The organism is Novosphingobium sp. BL-A-41-Hi4A-0G, from assembly GCF_055521735.1.
On record NZ_CM145501.1, the window covers coordinates 1,726,256 to 1,746,737 of the forward strand.

19 protein-coding genes and 1 pseudogene are annotated in these 20,482 nt (G+C 62.2%); 9 read left to right on the forward strand and 11 right to left on the reverse strand.

Annotated features, from left to right (window positions below; all coding sequences use genetic code 11):
* Positions 1-286 precede the first annotated feature (286 nt).
* The gene (locus ACZ1JX_RS08360; RefSeq protein WP_465126256.1) at positions 287-535 is read left to right on the forward strand and encodes a hypothetical protein; all 249 of its coding nucleotides are present in this window, start codon (positions 287-289) and stop codon (positions 533-535) included.
* A gap of 82 nt (positions 536-617) precedes the next feature.
* On the opposite strand, the gene ACZ1JX_RS08365 is transcribed toward ACZ1JX_RS08360, so the two are convergent.
* From ACZ1JX_RS08365 to ACZ1JX_RS08400, 8 genes and pseudogenes are all read right to left on the reverse strand, one after another.
* On the reverse strand, positions 618-1,163 hold the full coding sequence (locus tag ACZ1JX_RS08365; protein ID WP_465126257.1) for a MucR family transcriptional regulator: 546 nt from the start codon (positions 1,161-1,163) through the stop codon (positions 618-620).
* Positions 1,164-1,732: 569 nt separating this feature from the next.
* Positions 1,733-4,150, reverse strand: coding sequence for a sensor histidine kinase (locus tag ACZ1JX_RS08370; RefSeq protein ID WP_465126258.1), 2,418 nt, complete (start codon positions 4,148-4,150; stop codon positions 1,733-1,735).
* A complete protein-coding gene (locus ACZ1JX_RS08375; protein WP_465126259.1) occupies positions 4,150-4,551 on the reverse strand; it encodes a response regulator in 402 nt (133 codons plus the stop codon). Before ACZ1JX_RS08375 ends, ACZ1JX_RS08370 begins: the two co-directional genes overlap by 1 nt.
* Positions 4,552-4,603: 52 nt before the next feature.
* Complete coding sequence (locus ACZ1JX_RS08380) at positions 4,604-4,834, reverse strand: hypothetical protein (RefSeq protein ID WP_465126260.1); 231 nt, start codon at positions 4,832-4,834, stop codon at positions 4,604-4,606.
* Between the two features lie 126 nt (positions 4,835-4,960).
* Entirely contained in the window at positions 4,961-5,722 is a 762-nt protein-coding gene (locus tag ACZ1JX_RS08385; protein WP_465126261.1) for a response regulator transcription factor, read from the reverse strand.
* Positions 5,723-5,997: 275 nt separating this feature from the next.
* Positions 5,998-6,441: a hypothetical protein gene (locus ACZ1JX_RS08390; protein ID WP_465126262.1), complete on the reverse strand. Its 444-nt coding sequence runs from the start codon at positions 6,439-6,441 to the stop codon at positions 5,998-6,000.
* A gap of 76 nt (positions 6,442-6,517) precedes the next feature.
* Positions 6,518-7,399: a hypothetical protein gene (locus ACZ1JX_RS08395; RefSeq protein ID WP_465126464.1), complete on the reverse strand. Its 882-nt coding sequence runs from the start codon at positions 7,397-7,399 to the stop codon at positions 6,518-6,520.
* A gap of 150 nt (positions 7,400-7,549) precedes the next feature.
* A pseudogene (locus tag ACZ1JX_RS08400) lies at positions 7,550-7,609 on the reverse strand (hypothetical protein); the annotation flags it as partial.
* Between the two features lie 516 nt (positions 7,610-8,125).
* Between ACZ1JX_RS08400 and ACZ1JX_RS08405 the strand changes: the two are divergent.
* From ACZ1JX_RS08405 to ACZ1JX_RS08415, 3 genes are all read left to right on the forward strand, one after another.
* Complete coding sequence (locus tag ACZ1JX_RS08405) at positions 8,126-9,943, forward strand: sensor histidine kinase (RefSeq protein WP_465126263.1); 1,818 nt, start codon at positions 8,126-8,128, stop codon at positions 9,941-9,943.
* Positions 9,944-10,201: 258 nt separating this feature from the next.
* Positions 10,202-12,349, forward strand: a complete 2,148-nt coding sequence (locus ACZ1JX_RS08410) for an ATP-binding protein (RefSeq protein ID WP_465126264.1) — start codon at positions 10,202-10,204, stop codon at positions 12,347-12,349.
* Positions 12,342-12,728 carry a response regulator gene (locus ACZ1JX_RS08415; RefSeq protein WP_465126265.1) on the forward strand — a complete coding sequence of 129 codons (387 nt, stop codon included), beginning with the start codon at positions 12,342-12,344 and terminating at the stop codon, positions 12,726-12,728. The genes ACZ1JX_RS08410 and ACZ1JX_RS08415 overlap by 8 nt, the downstream gene beginning before the upstream one ends.
* Before the next feature lie 13 nt (positions 12,729-12,741).
* Here the strand turns inward: ACZ1JX_RS08415 and ACZ1JX_RS08420 are convergent, their stop codons facing one another.
* From ACZ1JX_RS08420 to ACZ1JX_RS08430, 3 genes are all read right to left on the reverse strand, one after another.
* A complete protein-coding gene (locus ACZ1JX_RS08420) occupies positions 12,742-14,049 on the reverse strand; it encodes a sugar transferase (RefSeq protein WP_465126266.1) in 1,308 nt (435 codons plus the stop codon).
* Positions 14,050-14,107: 58 nt separating this feature from the next.
* Entirely contained in the window at positions 14,108-14,728 is a 621-nt protein-coding gene (nusG, locus tag ACZ1JX_RS08425; RefSeq protein ID WP_465126267.1) for a transcription termination/antitermination protein NusG, read from the reverse strand.
* 644 nt (positions 14,729-15,372) lie between these two features.
* Entirely contained in the window at positions 15,373-16,257 is an 885-nt protein-coding gene (locus tag ACZ1JX_RS08430) for a sterol desaturase family protein (protein ID WP_465126268.1), read from the reverse strand.
* A 216-nt stretch (positions 16,258-16,473) separates the two neighbouring features.
* Here ACZ1JX_RS08430 and ACZ1JX_RS08435 point away from each other — a divergent pair, with 216 nt between their 5' ends.
* The 5 genes from ACZ1JX_RS08435 to ACZ1JX_RS08455 are packed head-to-tail and all read left to right on the forward strand — an operon-like array spanning position 16,474 to position 20,470.
* Positions 16,474-17,553, forward strand: a complete 1,080-nt coding sequence (locus ACZ1JX_RS08435; protein ID WP_465126381.1) for a putative urea ABC transporter substrate-binding protein — start codon at positions 16,474-16,476, stop codon at positions 17,551-17,553.
* 28 nt (positions 17,554-17,581) lie between these two features.
* Complete coding sequence (locus ACZ1JX_RS08440) at positions 17,582-18,397, forward strand: ABC transporter permease (RefSeq protein ID WP_465126269.1); 816 nt, start codon at positions 17,582-17,584, stop codon at positions 18,395-18,397.
* Positions 18,394-19,152, forward strand: coding sequence for an ABC transporter ATP-binding protein (locus ACZ1JX_RS08445; protein WP_465126270.1), 759 nt, complete (start codon positions 18,394-18,396; stop codon positions 19,150-19,152). Before ACZ1JX_RS08440 ends, ACZ1JX_RS08445 begins: the two co-directional genes overlap by 4 nt.
* A complete protein-coding gene (locus tag ACZ1JX_RS08450) occupies positions 19,152-19,625 on the forward strand; it encodes a CopG family ribbon-helix-helix protein (RefSeq protein WP_465126271.1) in 474 nt (157 codons plus the stop codon). Before ACZ1JX_RS08445 ends, ACZ1JX_RS08450 begins: the two co-directional genes overlap by 1 nt.
* The gene (locus ACZ1JX_RS08455; RefSeq protein WP_465126272.1) at positions 19,622-20,470 is read left to right on the forward strand and encodes an urea amidolyase associated protein UAAP1; all 849 of its coding nucleotides are present in this window, start codon (positions 19,622-19,624) and stop codon (positions 20,468-20,470) included. The genes ACZ1JX_RS08450 and ACZ1JX_RS08455 overlap by 4 nt, the downstream gene beginning before the upstream one ends.
* The last annotated feature ends 12 nt before the right edge of the window (positions 20,471-20,482 follow it).

The following is a 20,482-nucleotide window of genomic DNA, read 5'->3' on the forward strand; positions in this document are numbered from 1 at the left end:
GTTAAGATGAACGCCTGCAGACCTGCCCCACGCAGACTCCAGGTGTACGGCCCAGCCTTTGCCATTTCAGACAAATCACTGGAATGTTTCGATCTTCTACAAAATACCTGCGCTGTCTCTCCCCACATATCTTTAGTTAATCACGATTTTTCAGTGATATGCTTGACGACGTTTTTACTATTTCGGACCCCAACGAGACATAACCCGATGGTTTACACGCCGCTGGATGATGAAAGAATGATGTCGAATTCACTGCGAATTCGGAAGTCACAGAAGGCCATAGGGAATGTCGTTAATCCGCGACAGAGGGCGATATTCGCAACGAATCGCCGGTCCATATGACTTTGGCACGAGTGGACCGGTATTCCTGGCATGGCTCGCCGATGTCCGGCAGGCCCCCTCGCGTTCATCTGTTTTTAATGATGATTGGAGCGGCGAAGCAGCAAGTCGGGAAGAAAGGCGGCAAAACTGGGACATTCCAGAGCAATTCAGGGCACTGCTGGAACAATCCAGTCAGAAAAGCGCATGGCTGTAATATGCCAGAGCACAGGCCAGGCCTGATTCAGCAACTGTTGCTTCTGGCGCAAATCATCTGCGCAGCGCGCATACGACGCAATTCACGCGCCGATGCGCTTGCTCCCGGCTGATCCGGCCCGCGCCTTGGCAGGTGCTTTGGCTGGCCCCTTGGCAACCTGAGCACCAGCGGGTTTCGTCCGCTTTTCCGGATCGCGACGTTCCGACCATGTCCGGTTGGCCAGTTCGCGACGTTCTTTCGAGTACCGGGTGGCCACCATCGGATAGTCATCGGGCAGACCGAACTTCTGCCGATAGTCCGCAGGGCTCAATCCATGGCGCGAAAGATGGCGACGCAGTGCTTTGTAGGGCTTCCCATCGATCAGGGAGATGATGAAATCGTCAGATGCGAGCGATTGCTCTATCGTAACGGACAACTGCTGGGCCGAGGCTTCGGCGGCAGCGCCGGCAACCATGGCACCGGACTGCGAAGCGTGCCCATTGTCGAGTTGGCTGCCGGGCAGGTTCATGGGCTGACCGCAGACCTGGGTGGCAAGCTTTTCCACGACGCCGAACATCGAAGTCAGGAAGGACACGGCATCGTCCTGACCTGCCCTGGTGTTGGGATTGGACAGCCATGCGACCGTCAATTCGTTCGCAAATTGCAGCGACCGCGCCGCATTTACACTGTCCACCTGATCACCTGCGGGAAGCTACCTGTCCGTTAACCGTCGCATAACCCGCCAGATTAGCGATGTAAACGAAAGTGGCGCGTGATTCCGCGTGTTCGGGGATAACAGGAGCACATGCGCGCTAACCTTTGGCGAAATCATAGCCAATCAAGGGCGCTGCGTGAACGAACCGGCTATTTAACGTCCGGCACCGCTCATGCACAATCAGGTCACAGGCTTCCGATGCCCCAGTGGCTCTGTCCACCCCGCAGCACGGAAGCTGCGCCCCTCGCAGCTCTGCCACGATCACCGCGAGGGGCGCACTTTTTACAGAAACCGCAGAGCACCCTGTCCACGCCTTCGCGTAATCGTTGGGGCATATGTCCTTTGCAATGACCGATGCCGTTACGTGGTCATTGCGAGCGGAGCGAAGCAATCTAGAGCGTCGTGCATAAGACTCTGGATTGCTTAGTCGGCCCAAGAAAAACGGGCCTCCTCGCAATGACAAAGCTTGCTTTGCAAAAGGCATGATAGCCTGATCATTTGCCTCAGGCTGGCTGGACTGCCGGTTCACTGACCGCATGCCTGGGAAGCCGGACTTCGAAAAGCGCTCCCTGGGCCGTGTTGTGCAGTTCGAGCTGTCCGCCAAAACCGCTGACCAATCCGAACACGATGGACAGCCCCAACCCGGTCCCTTCCAGTGGCGGCTTGGTCGTGAAGAACGGTTCGAAGACGCGGTCGCGTATCCGGTCCGGCACGCCGCCGCCATCGTCGTGCACCGCGACCGTGACCCAAGTCTCGTCAGAATGGCAGACCACCTCAACCTGCCCGGCCGAGGCTCCCTTGCGCCTGGCTTCGATCACTGCGTCATGCGCGTTGACCAGCAGGTTCATCAAGACCTGCTCGAGCGCCAGGGCAGTGGCCTTGACGGCGTATTCGAGTTCCAGCCCAGTGGCCTTCAATGCAATGCCGGAAGCCTCGAACTGGGGCGTGACCATAGCGATGACAGACCTGACGGCCGCAGCGACATCGACTTCGACGATCTCGTCGACCGGCATTCTGCCGTAGAGCTTCATCTGCCGGATGATCGCCGCTGCGCGCTCGATCTGTCCGGCGACCACGTCAAGCTTGGCATGCAGGGCTTCTTCCGGAAGCTGGCCGATGCGGATGCGCTGGCGGATGTTGGTCACGGCCGCATTCATGATCTGCAGCGGCTGATTGAGTTCGTGCGCCACGCCAACGGCCATGCGGCCAAGGCTTGCCATCTTGTCTGCATGAAGCAGTTCGGCTTCGGCAGCCTTGCGGTCGGACACATCGATCAGCAGGCCCACGACTTCGAGATGCGCATCTTCGCCACGCTCGACCGACAGACTGTCGAGAATCCAGACATAGTGCCCGTCACGGTGTCGTAGGCGATATTCTACGGATGCCTGCAGGCCTTCCTGAAGGACCCTTCGCTGCCTGGTGATCTTGTCCAGATCATCGGGGTGATAAAGCTCTTCGAGCCGTTCCATCCGGGTGATTTCGGCGGGAGTGTAGCCAAGCAGGCGTTCGACCCCGCCGCTGACAAACACGATCTCGAAGCCGCCGCGCGCATCAAGATCGACAGCGTAGATCGCCACGGGGGCATTGCGCGCGATGCTGCGCAGACGCCTTTGCGCTGAACGCAGGCGGTCTTGTTCATCGGCGACGACTTCTCCTGCGCGTGCGATTTCGCGAGCGAGATCATCAAGCTCGACAAAGTATTCGTCATCCTTGCCAGTCGACAGATCATCGTCCCGCGCCATCGACATGCCAACTGCCGTCTGGAGCAGACGACGGACCGAGACCTTTATCTCGCGCGCGAAGACAGCGGTTAGCGCAATGATCGCGGCGATCATGACCGCGAGCAGGCCGAACAGTTCGAGCTGATAGACGCGGATCTGATCGATTTCGCGCGTGACGGGAACCAATACCGCAAGATGTCCATACCTGCCGGGCGCAGGTGCGGACTTGATGTAAACCGACGCGGACAGGCTGGTCATGATCGGCGTGCCGAATGCCGTTGGCGCAAGGAAGCCCTCCCCTGCCGGGTTCAGCATGGCATCGCGCACCTTGCCGCTGGTCGGGACATCACCGCCGTTGAGAGGCTCGATCCTGCGACCGGGCATCACGAGATAGATCTTGCCGAAGTCGCGGTTCGGCATGGGGTTTGCGACGAAATGGGCGCGCACTTCCATCGGGGCAGGGTCTGCCGCGAGAGATGGCGCCTGGCCCCTGCCCTGTCGGCGGGCATTGTCGGCAAGGTCGGTGAGGATCTGCGCGGCGATCCCCAGGCCTGCATCGGCCTTTGCGGTGGCCAGCTGGCGCAAGTCGGCCTCCTTTTCCGGCGCCGCGAGCCGGGTGAACCCGAGGACGGGAAGGATGCTGGCGATTGCGAAACTGGTGAGCACGAAGGTTTCGAGCGACAGCTTGGGCAGTTCGCTGGCCTGTCGACGACGGGTGGCGTAAAACAGGTGATAGAGCAGTTCGCCGATAGCGACGTTGAACACGCCATTGACCGCCTGCTTCACCGCAACAAGCTGGAGCGCGACGCCGCTCATGCCCATCAGCCAGCCATAGCTGGCCAGCGCCATCGGCGCGCCAAGCACGATCCAGAACAACGCATCGGCTGCAACGGGCACGAGGCGGCGCTGGAGACATGCCACCATCGCCACTTCTGCGGTCCAGATGGTGACCGCCCAGGGGTGATGCCAGATGAACAGCGTCGGCAGGCTGGCCAGTGCTCCGGCAAGGATCAGGAGGCGGCGGTCGAGCACTCTGGTCGCCGCCATGACGACCGCAAGTCCGAAAACGAGATCGAGGCCCCATCCCAGCGAGAGCGGGAGGAAATTCAGGCCCGCGCCGAGAGCCGCCACGATCGCGAACATCACCAGCTGTGACGCCAACGATGCCCTGTCGGGTTCTGGCGGACGCGGTCTGGCCATCAGGTGTTCAGTCGCTCACGGATCATCCGCAGGAGGAGATCGAAGTCGACCGGCTTGGCCAGTGCGGGGACGTCTTCGAGCTTCTGGTCGGGCGCGAGGTCGATCATGCCGGTGAGCATGATGAAATGGACCTTGCGCTCAGGCGGAAGCGACTGGCGCAGGGTCTGGATGAGGGTCACGCCATCGAGGCGCGCCATCCGCAGATCGGTGACTACGACCCGTATCGCGGCATCGGCAAGAACGCGCTCGCAGGCGGCAATCGGAGAGGTCTCGGTCGCCACTTGCAGGCCGAGCAGTTCGAAGAGTTCGGCATATTCCTCGAGCGCGGCAAGCTCGTCATCGATGATGAGAACTTCGCGGGCGGGCTCGGTGCCGACGGAGGCGTGGGACTGGGGGGTCACTCGCCCCTCCGTCCCAGCGATGACGGACCACGTGACGGGATGGCGAGCATGCTCAGGCGTTGTCCGAGCCTGGGGCGGGATCCTTGCCGTAGCGATCCACCACGCCCTGCGCACGCTCGATCTGTTCGTCGATGCGGGCGAGCTTGCGCAGGAGGTAGTCCTGCATGTCGTCAGGCATCTTGCCGCTCAGCGCATTGCGCAGGTTGGCAGTGGCCACGCTGATGACGTTGAGCGGCTGGCTCAATTCGTGAACGAACTTCCTGTCGATACCGCCGCTGGTCATGGCCGGACCCTCCCCTTGTCGCGGGTAGCTGTCCGCGCACCGTGTTTCGGAAGGATCGGGACATAGGACTGTCCGCAGGTTGGCGCAACACGGGTGCCATCGGCTGGTGCGAGTGTCATCGGGCGATCAGTCCGCTGGCGCTCTGGCGGACTTTGCCATCTCCACGATCTTGACCAGCTGCGCGGACGAGGTGACGCCGAGCTTGTTGAAGATCCGGAAGCGGTGGATCTTGGTGGTGTTCTCGCTGCGGTCGAGAAGGTTCGCGATCTGCTTGGTGACGTAGCCCTGGGCGATCAACTCGGCCACGCGCCACTCGGCAGGGGTGAGCGCCTGGACCATGCGGCCGACTTCCTCGACCGATTCCCGCCGACACGTCTTCATGCGGCCGGCACCGATTGCCGCGGTTAGCGCGCGGCGCAGATCGCCCTGCTTGATCGGCTTGACCAGAAACTCGACCGCGCCTGCGCGCATGCAACTGACGGCGGTCTCGATGCTCGATACGCCGGAAAGGAAGATCACGGGCAGGTTCGGAGCAACGGACCGGAGCCAGGTGTGCATCTCGATGCCATCAATGCCGGGGAGTTCGACGTCGAGCATGACGCAGCCCTGCAGGCTGGCGACGGACTCGCGCTGGAACTCGAGCGGGCTGCTGAAGCACTTGACGGTATAGCCGCACCACTCGACCAGTTCGCGCAGCTCTTCGAGGATTACCGGATCATCATCGAGGATGTAGACGGTCTCTCCCTGCACGCGGCAGATCTCGTTCTGCGGGCATGGCAGGCCGACGAGCGGAGCCTCACCGATGGCCTGGCACGGACGATTGAACGCCTCGATCCCACAACGGGTTTCGAGCGTATAGCCCCAACGCAGATTTTCCCTCGGCCGCAACAACGAAATTCCCCCAATCCCCAGTCATTTGATGACGACAACCATCATCGAAACAACGTGCTACGCCCCTAAATCCAGCGCCCCATGCCACACAGCTCTGCTACTCGCAAACGATTGAGGATTATGGCGATAGTCTAATTGGTTAGGTGGCCGACGAAAACAAGTGTTACGATCCCGAAAGGGGACAGCAGGTATCCCCGGGGCACGACGCAAGTTTCGGGGTGACGGCGAAGGCTGGCGGCTATCCGGCAGGGCCGGAGCCGTCACCGTGGCTATCACTGGGCCGCTGGAAGTTCGCTCTGCTGGCCGGTTTCGATGCGGCGGAACAGATACTGGTACATCTGTGGATCGGCCACGATCACTTCGGTCTTGGACCCCGTCACGCCCGGAATGCCGCGCGAGATGATCTGGACGACCTTGATGCTGAGAATGCTGTTTCCGCGCTGGCCAGGAAGGACCATGGCGTAGAACTTCAGGCCCTTCTCGCTGTGGGTTTCGTCGCCGGTACGTCCGCGCGTCCCGCTCATCTGGCCGGTCGCCCGGTCCACGACGTCGAGCTTGTAACCGCCCTCGCGGAACACGGCGGCCGCGCGGTCGAAGGTATCCTCGATGGAGAACGCGTACTCGTAGCGCTGGTAATTGCCGTCGAGCGAGAACAGGGCCCGGTCAGGCTGCAGCGTACCGTTAGAGACGCACCCTCCAAGGGTGCACGCAGCCAAGACTGCGCAGATCTTGCCAAGATGCAAAGCCACGTGATGCCTCATCGAATGCAGGACGAATGCGTCCGGTTCCGGCTCAACCCGCCATGGCCGCAAGCGCACGGGGCGCACTTGCAGACTCTACTGGCGTGCGCTCGGCAGACAGCTTCTCGACAGCCGCTTCCAGGGCTTCGCTATCGATCTGGTAACCTTCTTCACGAACGTTCCTGATCTTGAGCAGGCCGGAAAGCTTTGCGTTCAGCCTGCAGATCATGACCTGGATCGACTTGCGCGGATCGCCAGTCTTGGCCCGGCGCGTCATCTGACCAAGGGTGGTGTAGCTTACAGGCCGACCGGCGCTCTGCTCGAGCAGATGGATGAACTCGGCTTCGGCCCGCGTGAAGCTGTGCGCCCCCAGCAGCGCCACAAGCCGTGAATTGCTCACCGCCTTGGCGGGCACGGCGGCGAAGCTGTCCTGCCGCTTCATAGCGCTGGCAAGCCAGGCATCGGCAACGCCACCTTCGCTGAACAGATCATAGACCGCATCGGCGCCAGCACGATAAAGCAGCGCGCGCTCGGCCGCCCGTGCATGGGACAGCACCGCGATCATCAGCTTCGTGGGATAGACCTCGCGGAATTCGCGCAGCAAGTGGGCAACCCTGCGATCTTCGTCCCCATGAACGAGAATGACATCGAACCGCGTGCCTGCCTGCGCGAGCAACCCGGTATTCCAGGGGCTGTAGGTCATTTCACGCTCGACATTGGCCCATGCCGCAACCCAGTGAACACGTTCATCATAGGTCCGGCCCGGCAACCCGATCACACGGACAAGGGGAGAGCCGTCAAGCACAGGGGAATGAGAAGCTTCTTCGCGCCGAACAGGTTCTGCCGCCATGGCCTTGCCAACGAGTGGCCCTGCGCCATCATCGTAATCAAAGTGGCGTTCAAGGTCTGCCTGAAGCAGCACCGCTTCGCGCATATCAAGTTCTTGCGCTCCGGTTGCAGGATGGCCACCTTGACCCAGCAGTTCGGTACGAGGATCCGGCTGGAAATCGAAACCTTGCGTGATTGCAATCCGGACTGCATCCGCAACGTTTCTTGCACCGATACGGGCCAGCGCCTGAGCGCGGTGAAGTTCGACCGTGCGCGGGCTGATCTTGAGCCATTGCGCAATGTCATCAGCGCTCATCCCCCAGACGACAGCTCGCAGTATTTCGGACTGACGCCCGGTAAGGCCGCCGAAACGGCCCAGCCTCCAGGAGCTGGGTGCCGCCGTATGATTTTGATTCAACGCGATTTCCACTGCGACCACCTTTCCCGCTGATGGGGACTTGAAGCGATACGCAATTCCTTCGGGATCAATCTGCCTCGGCAAGATGAGCACCTTGCGGCACCTTGCAGGACAGCTTCTTTCCAGACCCGGAAAAGCTAAGACTTTTTAAGCTTAGTCTCGCTTTTTCCGATATATTACAATTTGGCTATAGAGGTCGACCATTTGCCTATGTAGCTGTATCGTCGATATGTACGCCGGTTTTCGCCAAACCAATGCCTTGCGAGTTTTCGGTTTTTCCCGCGTTCCCCTAGTCGGGCGCGGGTTGCCCGATCGGGCGATGGCCAAGCGACGTCGCGTCAGGCAAGGGAAGCCGAACATGAACGCTGGAGTTATAATCTGTTCATGAACAAGCCGGCATCTGGAGTCCATGGAATGTCACCGCGGCATGCCTTTCAAAAGCTCGAAGACAGCGCACTGGAAGTTCTTGGTCGGCTTGCCGCGCCGGTTCACATCTACAGCTTCGGGCAGCAGAGCATCTGTTGGGCAAATCGGCCAGCCGAAGCGCTTTGGAGTGCAAGCGGCCCTGACGAGCTGAGTTCTCGCGAAGTCTCTCCCCAGAGCACTGCCGTACGCCTCCGGCTCGAAGAGTATCGCGAGGCTTTTGCCAGAGGTGAGGAACGCACGGAAAGCTGGACACTCTATCCCAAGGGCAAGGCGACGACTGTCCTGTGCCATTGCCGGGGCGTCAGCATTGAAGGCCATCCCGAGGCGATGCTGGTCGAAGTGGTTCCCTTTGCGGACGCCACGCTTCCGGACGCCGAAGTGCGCGCCATAGAGGCCTTGCGGCATACGCCGCTGATGATTTCGCTGTTTGACGGCAAGGGCAATGTCCTGATGCGCAACCCTGCCGCAACCGCCGCATTCGGCTCCATCGACACAGCGACGCCCGGTGCGGACCACTTTGCCGAGATGTTCCTGGAAAAGGACGCTCCGGCACGCCTTCTCAACGCGGTAAGGGCTGGCGGCCATGCTATGGAAATCTGCCGGACCACTGCACCAGGCCATCCTTCACACAGCCTGCAGATCAACCGGCTGGCAGATCCGGCAACGGGCGAGGAGGTCATTCTCGTTTCACAGCAGGACGTGACCGAAACGCTTGAAGCGCGCCAGCATCAGGCTGAAAGCGAGGATGCGCTCGACCTTGTGCTTTCACTGAATGTTGCCCCACTACTGATCCTGTCGGAGACGACGGAAACCCTGCTGCGTTGCAACCGCTCCGCGCAGGACATGCTGGGGATCAGCGATGTCGGCAGTCTTGCCAGCGACAGGCGTTACTGGGACCGGGAGGCGCTGGCGGCACTCCACAAAAGGCTGGAACAGGAAGAATTTGCCAGCGGTGAAGTGGAACTGCGCAGGGCAGATGGCGAAACGCTGTGGGTCTTCCTTGCAGGCGTGCGCATTCATTACCGCGGCCAACCCTCGCTGATATTCACCGCGACGGATATCGACAAGCTCCACCGTGCCAATAGAGAGCTGGAAGCCGCCCTTGGCGTCGAACGGCGGGTCGGCGACCTCAACCGACAGATCCTCGCCATAGCATCGCACGAACTGCGCACCCCGCTGGCGATCATCGACAGCGCGGCGCAGAGAATCGAAAGCAATGCAGAGCGCAGCGCAAATGCCTTTGTCGTCAACGCGGCACAACGCATCCGGAAATCTGTGCAGGTCCTGGTCAGGGTCATGGACAGTACCCTTTCGCGGGTCGAACAGGCCCTGCCGCTGCAACAGGCGCCTCTGGTCGAGACCGACCTTGCCGCACTGATCGAATACTGCGCTCAATCCGTTCGCGACATCAATCCGGAAGCCAGGATCAGGGTGTCTCTCCCCTCCCTGCCGAAGGTGCGCCTTGATGGTTCGCTGGTCGAGGGGTTGTTCTTCAACCTGCTCGCCAACTCGATCAAGTACAGCAACGGACCTGCAAACATCGAAATCACCGGCGCCATCGAGGATGACAAGATATCTGTGGTCGTGCGTGACGAGGGCATAGGCATACCCGAAGCGGATCGGCCGGCCGTGTTCGAGAAGTTTGCACGGGCTAGCAATGTCGGCAGCAGGCCGGGCAGCGGCCTTGGTCTGGCGCTGGTGCGTGAAGCGATGGAGCGCCATGCCGGGACGATCAATCTGCTGCCGGATGACGGAACGGGCCTTGCGCTCAACCTGCAGTTTCCGCTTGTCCGGGAACTGTCGTAAACGATTTCCGACTCGTGTCTGATTAGATTCTAAATATTAAAATCAGATCAAAAGTAGGGTATGCGCGCGCCATTCACGCTACATACCGTTGTCACCAGTAGCCAAGGCGGTTAGAGGAGCGACGCTAGGCATAGTATCGAAAGCAACTTTTTCGCCTTGAGTGTGCGCTCGCGCACAGAATGCGTAGAGAGATGCCGTAAAGAATGCGCAGAGCAACGCTGTAAAGTCAGTTTACACAAAAAGGCGGGCGACGAAGAGATGGAGGCCGACAGCGAAGCGGAAAAGTCATCCCGCACGCCGATCCGGCGCTGGCTCTGGCTGTCTTATCTCAGGGCCGCAATCGTCCCGCTCCTGTTCATCGAAGTGACCTTCCTTGCGATCTTCGTACTGTCCAACTCAATCGTTCACGATGCCAATATCGAAGCACTCGAAGACGTATCGGGATCCTATCTCGACAGCGTCGCGCGGCTTGAGGCGCAAGGCATTGCGACCACGCTCGAAGGCGTATCCAGCAGCACCGGAATCCTTGCCGCCCAGACCAAGGTGGCACTCGATGGCGATTATCGGCCCTCGGCAGCGGAAATGGCGCGCTATGCCCGCACGTCCGACGGCGGCTTCTATACGCGCTACGGCATCGGGACGACAGCGAGCTACTATACCGGCGCGACACCGGTAGGCCCGGATGAGATCCGCAAGGTCTGGAAACTGGCCGCGCTAGATCCCCTGATGGCGGACCTTGAGAGCGCCAGCCCGCTCGTCGCTTCGGTCTACGTCAACACCTACGACAGCTACAACCGGATCTACCCCTACTTCGACGTGCTGGAGCAATATCCGCACAAGATGCGGATTCCGGACTTCAACTTCTATTACCTTGCCGACGCCAGGCACAATCCGGCTCGCAAGCCGGTCTGGACCGAAGCCTATCTTGATCCGGCCGGCCATGGCTGGATGATCTCTTCGATTGCGCCGGTTTACAGAAACGGCAAGCTGGAAGCGGTCGTCGGGCAGGACCTGACGCTCGGCAACATCATTTCCCACCTGCTCAATCTCAAGATGCCGTGGAATGCCTATGCGATGCTGGTCGATCGCGAAGGGCGCATCATCGCCATGCCGCAGCAGGGCGAAGTGGACCTAGGCCTGCGCGAGCTGACATCGTTCAAGTACTCGGACGCGGTTCGGGCCGACATGCGCAAACCCGAGGCGTTCGATCTCAACAAGCTTGCGGCGACCAAGGCCCTGGCCGAAGCGATGAGAAAGTCGGACCACGGGCGCATGCGCTTGTCGATAAACGGCCTCAGCGTTGCCAGCTATGCCCAGATCGCGGGACCGGAATGGCGGTTGGTGGTGGTGGCGCCACAAGCGAAGATCATCGCCGAAGCCGACAGCCTGCGCGACCAGCTTCACACCATCGGCTGGAGCATGGCGGCCGCGCTGGTCGTGTTCTATTTCGGCTTCTTCCTGTTCCTGTATCGTCGCGCAAAGGTGATGAGCAACGGCCTTTCCGGCCCAATCGGCAAGCTCATCGGCGTGCTCGACCGGATTGCCGCCGGCCATTACCGTCACGAAGTTCCCTCGACGGATATTGCCGAACTCGACGATCTCGGGCAGCGGCTGGTGATCACCGGAGAGAAGCTTGGCGAAGCGCATCGCCGTCTTGCCGACCAGCAGCGACTGACCGAGCAGGCGCTGCGGCGGCAGCAGCAGGCCAGCGTGGAGCAGATGCGCTTCATCCGCGTCCTTTCGCACGAGATACGCACGCCCCTGTCAGTGATCGACAGCGGTGCGCAGATCCTCGAGAAGAAGGCCGGCGACATCGGCGAGGCCGATCTGCGCAAGCGGGCGACGCGCTTCCGCGGGGCGGTGGAGCGGATCACCGGGCTCCTTTCGAAACTGGGCCGCAGCCTTGATGCAGGGAACGAGGGGGCCGAGCCTAACCTCGCCAATGCTGCGCCACTGGACGACATCGTCAGCGCGCTTGCCCTCGAGATCGTGCCCGAAGAGCGGCTCGTGCTCGAGACCGATGTGCGCAATGCGATCGTCAAGGACAGCGGCGCCATCTCGCTCGCGCTCCGCACCGTTCTCGACAACGCGGTCCGCTATTGCCCCGAGGGCAACATTGCGGTCTCGGCGGTTGCGACGCAGGACCTTGGCACGATTACCGTTCGCGATCATGGCTCGGGCGTGACGGCGGTGGAACTCGGTTTGATCGGCACGAAGTTCTTCCGCGGCAACAATGCGGCGAACCAGCCCGGCGCGGGAGTCGGCCTGTTTCTTGCGCGCCGCGTGCTGGAATCAGGCGGCGGGTCGCTCACGCTGGAATCGAACGCCAGCGGGACAACCGTTACCCTGACCTTCCCCATCACGACACAGGCCGACGAAAGCCCCGAGGTCATCGCGCATGCGTGATAGTGCGATCCGCATCCTGTGCGTCGAGGACGAACCCGATCTGCGCGATGATCTGGTCGATGTGCTGCAGGAATGCGGGTATGGCGTGGATGCCGCGCACGATGGACCTACCGGCTTCGCCATGGCGCAGGAACGGTGCTATGACCTCATCCTGTGCGATGTGCTGCTGCCTGGCATGAACGGTCACCAGCTTGTGTCGGAACTGCGGCAGAGCGTCGGCGCCAGCAGCAACTCGCCGGTGATCTTCCTGACCGCCTATGCCGACCGGAAGCTCCACGATGACTGCACCAGCCTGGGCAATGCGCAAGTGATCATGAAGCCGGTCGACTATCGCAACCTTGAAAGTCTGATCGCGCGGAGCGTTGTCGGCGCGCGGTGACCTCGGCCCAGCCCTAGCGCGAACCAAATCCGGTCAGGACCGTCCTGACGGTGAGCAGGATGACAAGAATGTCGAGCCACACCGAGCAGTGCTTGATGTAGTAGAAGTCATACTCGAGCTTGCGCCTTGCCGCGTCAGTCAGAGCAACGTTGCCCTGGTTGACCGCCGCCCACCCTGTGATGCCCGGCCGGACCGAATGGCGATAGGCGTAGTAGGGAATCTCGGCCTGGTACATTGTGGCGAGCGACACGGCTTCGGGGCGTGGCCCGATGAAGCTCATGTCGCCGCGCAGGACGTTGAACAGCTGGGGAAGCTCGTCGATGCGCCATTTGCGGATGAAGCGGCCAACCCGCGTGATGCGCGGATCCTTGGCTTCGGTGAAGGCAGGCCCCGGGACGTCCGAACGCATGGAACGCAGCTTGTAGCAGACGAAGACCTCGCCCTTGTAGCCCATGCGCGGTTGACGAAACAGCGCAGCACCCGGGCTTTCCAGCCGGATCAGCAAAGAAGCCAGCGCGATGACCGGCAATGCCAGCACGATGCCAGGAATGACCACAACCAGATCGGCAAGCCGCTTGACCCTGAGCAGCGGACGCGAAGGCATCAGCAGGCCGAAATACTCGATAGGATGCGTGGCAAGGCTCACCCGTCCGGAAAGCATTTCGGAGAAATCGCTGGCTTCATAAACCGGCAAGCCATTGAGAACGGCCTTGCCCAGCAGCTTCTCCGCATGCGGAGACATCGGCTGGCTCTTGTCGAAAACGACGCCCGATATCTCACCGGCCAGATCACTGGTCGAGAGGACAGTCCAGTCGATCTGGGCTCCGGCCAGCAAGGGATCGCGCGGCATACCTCCGACGAATGCGAGACGAGGCATGCCCGATCGGCTGCGCAGCATGACGACGGCGAAGTACCAGACGATCGCACAAACGAAGCTCGCGACAGCGACATAGCGAAGGAAGGGCAGTCGCAGCAGCGAGGCTGCCGAGAAGAACACGAAGTAGTTGCCGAGGAATGCCGGGAGAACGAGAGCCTTGTCCGCTGCAAAGGCGAGCATGCTGACCTGGCGCAACGCGACATGCGCGCCGGTCAGGGCCAGCCCGCAGACGACCAGCGTCAGTATCTCGACCAGCGTCATCGGCGGGCGTTCGATGTGACCGTACTGGTTCACGACGTGGCCCAGCCAGGGCAACCCCAGACCTGCAAGATAAAGACCGCCGAGCGTGAACCTGTTCGAACGGATCAACGCGTCCCAGCGACCATCGGCGTAACCCGATTTCCCGGTAAAGCCGAGCATCCGGTCAGGGAAGTGCATCTTCATTGCAGTGGTCCGATGGAAATCGAGGAAGGCAGAAGTAAACAGGCGGCGGAGGACGGCATCAGATCGCCGGTTCCGGCGAGATATTTCGGGCACTAACCCGGAGCCTTGTTGCCCGGCCAAGTATGTCGAGAAGCACGCTGACGCGGCCCCTGTCATCGAGATGCTCGATGGTCGCCAGATGATCGGCGAAGGCGTGCGAGATCAGGCGGACCGGCATTCCGGGGCGCAAGGACGCCTCCGACGCGCCGACGCACCTGTCCAGAAGGGCCTGCATTGCAGCGCGCGGCACGGCCTGCGGCCTTGTGCTGTCGGGTCCGACAATGCGGCGGACGCCGCGGGTCCCGTTGATCGAGCGCCAGGCGTGAAGTTCGGGATTGAACTGGACGAAGGCATAGCCTGGAAAGAGCGGCACCAGCGCTTCATCGACGCGCCGCGCATGCCTGCGGACCTTGCGCATCCTCGGGAGGAAGCAGGAGAAACCCTGGCGCACGAGATTTTCCTGCGCACAAAGTTCGAGACGGGGAAGGGTCTCGACTACGTACCACGATGCGGGAGAGGCAACTGAGGGTACCTTCTCACCTGTCGGACGCACCTTATCGGCGCACGCCACCGGATCGACGGCAAAAGCGTTCCGGGCACAGCCTTCGAGCTGTGCGGAATTGCTTGCAGAAACAAGCATTTTATATCGAAATCCCCTTGCAGCGACCAAGTAGTTCGCTCTCGGACTTCGTTATAATTCACCGCACCAACCATAAGTTATCGCCGGTTCGGTTACTTGGCTCATGATTTCGCCAATCCTGTCGCCGCACGGGCTATGCCAAGCCACTCACCCGGCATGAGCTCTATTGTCCAAATTCGACGCCAAGCAATCCCGTCACTGCGGCGAAGGCCGGGGGCCGGTACTTAGCGGCTTGAGGCGGTGAACATTGGGCAAACTGCTGGTGCGGTTGGCGCCCTCGGAACTGCGTTTGAAGGAAAGGCCTTGGGCCCCGGCCTTCGCCGGGGTGACGGATTGAGTCGCCAGAGTCATATGCCCCACCCCCCGTCGTCCCGGCGTAGGCCAGGGCCATTACGGCGAAGCATTGCGCGGCGCTTCCGGTTTCCACGGCGCCTGAGGCTTGCAACTCCAGTCCTGCCCTTGCACGACAGGGCATGGCCCCCGGCCCGCGCCGGGGCGACCTGGCTTGAGGGGCGGCAGGCGATGCTCATCGTTTTCCCCCGTTTGCCTGAGCGGCAGGAGGGGGATCAGACAAGCGTGTCCGACACGCGCGTGACGGGTGTCACGGGGTCATTCTTCCGGGATTCTTTCCGAGAAAGGGTGGATCAGTTACCGGCGGCGACCGCGCCGCGCCGCGCCCGCCATGCCTTGACCAACGGCATGAACGGGAAAACCCACTGTTCGTAGATCGACAGCCGCCGACGGTCATCCTGCCCCACTACGGCGGCTTCACCTTCCTTGTAGGTCCCGAAGATGCGGTCGCACAGGATCAGCGAGTTGCCATAGTTGCAGCGCGTGTCCTCGTAGGGGACCGAATGGTGCAGGCTGTGGTGGCGGATCGTGGTGAAGAAGTACGAATAGAACTTCGGCGGATCGGACCGCACGTTGGCGTGGGCGAAAGTCGAGATCACGCCCGTCGCCCCGAATGCTCCCATGATCGCGGCCTGCGACACGTCGAACATCACCACGATGCTCAGGCTGATCAGGACCAGCTCGATCGGATTGCCGACCGCGCCCTTCATCGCATTCAACTGCGTGATGTGGTGGTGCGGCGCGTGGGTCAGCCAGAACGGCGTCGAGTTGTGCATCAGGCGGTGCATCCAGTACTGCCCGAACTCATAGACGAACAGCACCAGCGCCACTTGCGCAAGGAACGGCATTTCCCCCGCCCAAGGCGTCGCGATCCCGGCAGCCTTCTTGAAGGCCATCAACGGCGCATCGCCGACCATCTGCGAAACCTTCGAGATCAGCGTGGCGTTCAGCACCATGTAGAACAGGTCGGTAAAGAACTCGCGCCGGTTCATCCGCCAGCCTTCGTGGCGTTCGAACACCAGTTCGAGTCCCAGAACCCATGTCGTGACCAAAGCGGTCATGATGATCGCGGTCCATGTGCTTTCGACCCACGCCTTTGGCGCAAGTCCCCAGAAGGAAACGACAATCACCAGCGTGACCGGCGGCAGCATGTCGACTGCAAGCTTCCTGATGTTCATGACGATGCTCGCTGAAGCCCCATAGCCTGAGTGTTCTGCAGCAATTGGCACGAAGCGGCCACGACAGCCGCTACGTCAATCGACGTATCCGCACTTTCAGGCAGGCAGGTATTACCAACGCAGCTGTTCGTAATACCAAGGACCGCCGGTCCCCGACAGCGATGACGCTCACTCCACGAAGGGGAATGGCTGGTGCTTCATGCTTTCAGGGCGCGCTTGGGTGCCCATCTCGGCAAAGTCGGGAAAACCGCACTGATCGCCGCAACTCTGGCTCTCGCCGCGTGCTCGGGTGGCGGGAAGGTTGCCGAAAAGCGCACCGAATTCAGCATCGGCTGGTCGATCTACGCAGGCTGGATGCCCTGGCCCTACGCCCAGCAGGCCGGCATCGTGAAGAAGTGGGCCGACAAGTACCACATCAAGATCAACGTCGTGCAGGTGAACGACTACGTCGAATCGGTGAACCAGTACACGGCGGGCAAGTTCGATGGCGTGACCGTGGCCAACATGGATGCCCTCACCATCCCTGCCGCCGGTGGCAAGGACACCAGCGCGATCATCGTCGGCGATTATTCCAATGGCAACGACGGCATCGTGCTCAAGGGGGCGAACAGCCTCGCCGCGATCAAGGGCCGCCAGGTCTATCTCGCGGAGCTTTCGGTCTCGCACTACCTGCTGGCCCGCGCGCTTGGCAGCAACGGCATGGCGCTGACCGACGTAAAGACGATCAACACCTCCGACGCCGACATCGTCGCCGCCTTCGCTTCGCCCGACGCCACTGCGGCGGTCGCATGGAACCCGCAGCTTTCGGTCATGGCCGCGCAACCCGGCGTCTCAAAGGTCTTCACTTCGGCCGACATCCCCGGCGAAATCCTCGACCTGCTGGTGGTCGACACCGCCACGCTCAAAGCCAACCCCGACCTCGGCAAGGCGCTGGCCGGCATCTGGTACGACACGATGAAGGTGATGATCGCTCAGGACGAGCAGGGCAAGCAGGCCCGCGCGGCCATGGCCAAACTCGCCGGGACGACGCCGGAAGTGTTCGAAGCCCAGCTCAAGACGACCTTCCTCTATGCCCAGGCCAAGGATGCCGTCGCCGCGACGCAGGCCCCCAAGCTGATCGAGACGATGACCCGGGTGCGCGATTTCAGCTTTTCCAAGGGGCTGTTCCCCGGAGCATCCTCGGCCGATGCAGTCGGCATGGCCTTCCCCGGCGGCAAGACGCTTGGCGATCCGGCCCACGTAACCCTGCGCTTCGACGAAAGCTTCATGAAGCTCGCCGCCGACGGAAAGCTCTGATTTCCTTTATACTTCGGGATAGTTCCTCATGCGCTGGGTAAACCGCGAACCGGATCGCAAGCAGCGCATCGCGCTGGGCGCCGTGCCGATCCTGCTGCTGGTGATCGTCTACCTCTTCGCCGCCTATGCCCGGCACGCGGTGAACCCGGTCGACAAGATCCTGCCGCTCCCTTCGGGCATTGCGACTGCGCTCTGGGCGCAGATGACCAAGACCGACGTGCTTTCCGGCACGGTGGTGTTCTGGGCCGATACTTTGGCCAGCCTGCAGCGGCTCGGCCTCGGGCTTGCCATTGCCACACTCATGGCGCTGCTGGTCGGCCTCCTCCTCGGCGCGCTGCCCCCGGTACGCGCCACCTTCGGCCCGCTCGTCACCTGCATTGCCGTCATCCCGCCGATCGCACTGCTGCCGATCCTGTTCGTTGCCCTGGGCCTGGGTGAGACCGCCAAGGTTGCGCTCATCGTCATCGGCATCGCTCCGGTGATGATCCGCGATGTCGCAGGCCACGTCGGCACGCTCCCGCGCGAAATGGTGGCCAAGGCGCAGACGCTGGGCGCGGGCAGCTGGCAGATACTCATCCGCGTTGCCCTGCCTCAAGCCATGCCGCGCCTGATCCTCGCGCTGCGCCTAGCGCTTGGCCCGGCATGGGTGTTCCTGATCTCGGCAGAGGCCATCGCGTCGGATGTCGGCCTTGGCTACCGCATCTTCCTCGTCCGCCGCTACCTCGCGATGGACGTGATCATCCCCTACGTCGCGTGGATCGCGCTGCTCGCCATCGCCATGGACTGGGGCCTCAACTCCCTGAGCCGCAAGGCCTTCCCCTGGGCACACGGAGAGAAGCATTGAGCGCGCTCCTCTCCCTGCGCAACGTCTGGGTCGAATATGGCGACCGCATCGTCCTCGAGAAGGTCGATCTCGACGTCGCCCAAGGCTCTTTCGTCTCGGTCGTCGGCCCCTCGGGCGCGGGCAAGAGCACGTTCCTGCGCGTGGTGCTCGGGCAGGAAGTGCCGACGCAAGGCACGATCACGCTCGACGGCGAACCTCTGGCGCGCGAATGTGGCCCCGATCGCGGCGTGGTGTTCCAGCGCTACTCGGTCTTCCCGCACCTGACCGTGCTGCAGAACACGATGTTCGGCCTCGAATGCACCAAGGCGCCGCTGCTCGCCCGCCTGTTCGGCAGCGCGAAGAAGGCCGCCGAGGGCGAAGCTGTCGCCATGCTCCAGTCCGTGGGTCTGGGGGACAGCCTGCACCTCTACCCCTCGCAGATGTCGGGCGGCATGCAGCAGCGCCTCGCCATTGCGCAGGCCCTGATCATGCGCCCGCGCATCCTCCTGCTCGACGAGCCGTTCGGCGCGCTCGATCCCGGCATCCGCGCCGACATGCACGTGCTGATCCGCAAGCTGTGGCAGGATTTCGGGCTGACCATCATCATGGTCACGCACGACATTAAGGAGGCTTTCTCGCTCGGCACCCGCGTCCTCGCGCTCGACAAGCGCCGCCACGATCCGCACGCCCCGCACCGCTATGGCGCAACGGCGGTCTATGATCTGGAGCTGCGCAAGGACGCGCTGGAGCCCGAGCCGGAACCGGAAGCGGCGTGATGTCCAGCGAACCCGCCAGCCTCGCCCGCCTCAGCATGAGCCTGTCCGCGGACCTGTTCCGCAAGCTCGACATGATGGTCGAGGAACGCCAGCTCCCCTCGCGTTCGCAGCTGATCGCCGAACTGATCCGCCATGCCCTCGCCGCGCACGAGGCGCTGACCCGGCCCGAGGAGATGCTCGCGGGCACCATTACCCTCGTCTATCGCGGAGACCGGGGCCGCGTCCGCCAGCAGTTGGCCGGAACGCAGGCCGAATTCCAGACCGAGGTAATCTCCACCCAGCACGTCTTCCTCAAGGACGACCAGTCGCTTGAAGTCCTGCTCGTGCAGGGCCCCGCCGCCCGCCTCAAAGGCCTTGCCGACGCGCTGCGCCGCGTGCGCGGGGTCCAGCAGTTGCAACTCGTCACCACCACTGCCCTTCTGCCGCCTCTGTCCGAGGCAGGCCCCGGATCGAAGAAAGGAGCGGCCGCATGACCGACGCCCCCACCTCAACCCCCTCCTCTACACTCGCAAACCCCAACGCCGCCCGCGACCATGCCCGCTCGATGGCGGGAACGGTCGTGGAATCGATGCCGATCCTGCCTCCAGCCGCATCCGACCTGCCTCAGGGCATCAGCGCCGATGACCTGCTGTGGGAAGAAACCGTCGCCCCCGGCGGCTACGCCACGCGCCGCATCGCGCGCGGCACCCGCCTGCGCCTGATCGACGTGAAGGGCGATGCCTGCGCTTCACTGAACCTGTTCAATGCCGAGATGCCGACCGAGCGGCTGAACTTCGCCGATACGGTCAAGGTCCAGTGGAACGCCTACCTCGGCACCGGCAAGCTCCTCCTGTCCGACATGGGCCGCGTGCTGATGTGCATCGAGAGCGATGATGCCGGCACACACGACTGCTTCTGCGGCACCTCCAACGCTGCCACCAACCTCGCCAAGTACGGCGAAGGCCGCAACAGCGGGGCCTATCCCAACGGGCGCGACCGCTTCCTGCTGGGCGCGGCCAAGCACGGCCTCGGTCGCCGCGACGTCCACCCTTGCGTCACCCTGTTCAAGGGCACCCGGATCGAGGACGACGGCAGCATCACCCCGCTCGTCGGCCCCTATGCGCCGGGCCGCAGCGTGGTGCTGCGTGCCGAGATGGACGTGATCGTGGTTGTCACCAACGTCCCGCATGTTCTTGATCCAAGGCCGGAATACGCGGTCACCCCGCTGCGCGTCACCGCCTGGCGCGGCGCCGTGACCACCGAGGCCGACCCCATCCGCAACGCGACGCCGGAGGGCCAGCGCGCCTTCCTCAACGTCGAAGACTACTACCGCCGCTGAAAAGGACAGGCC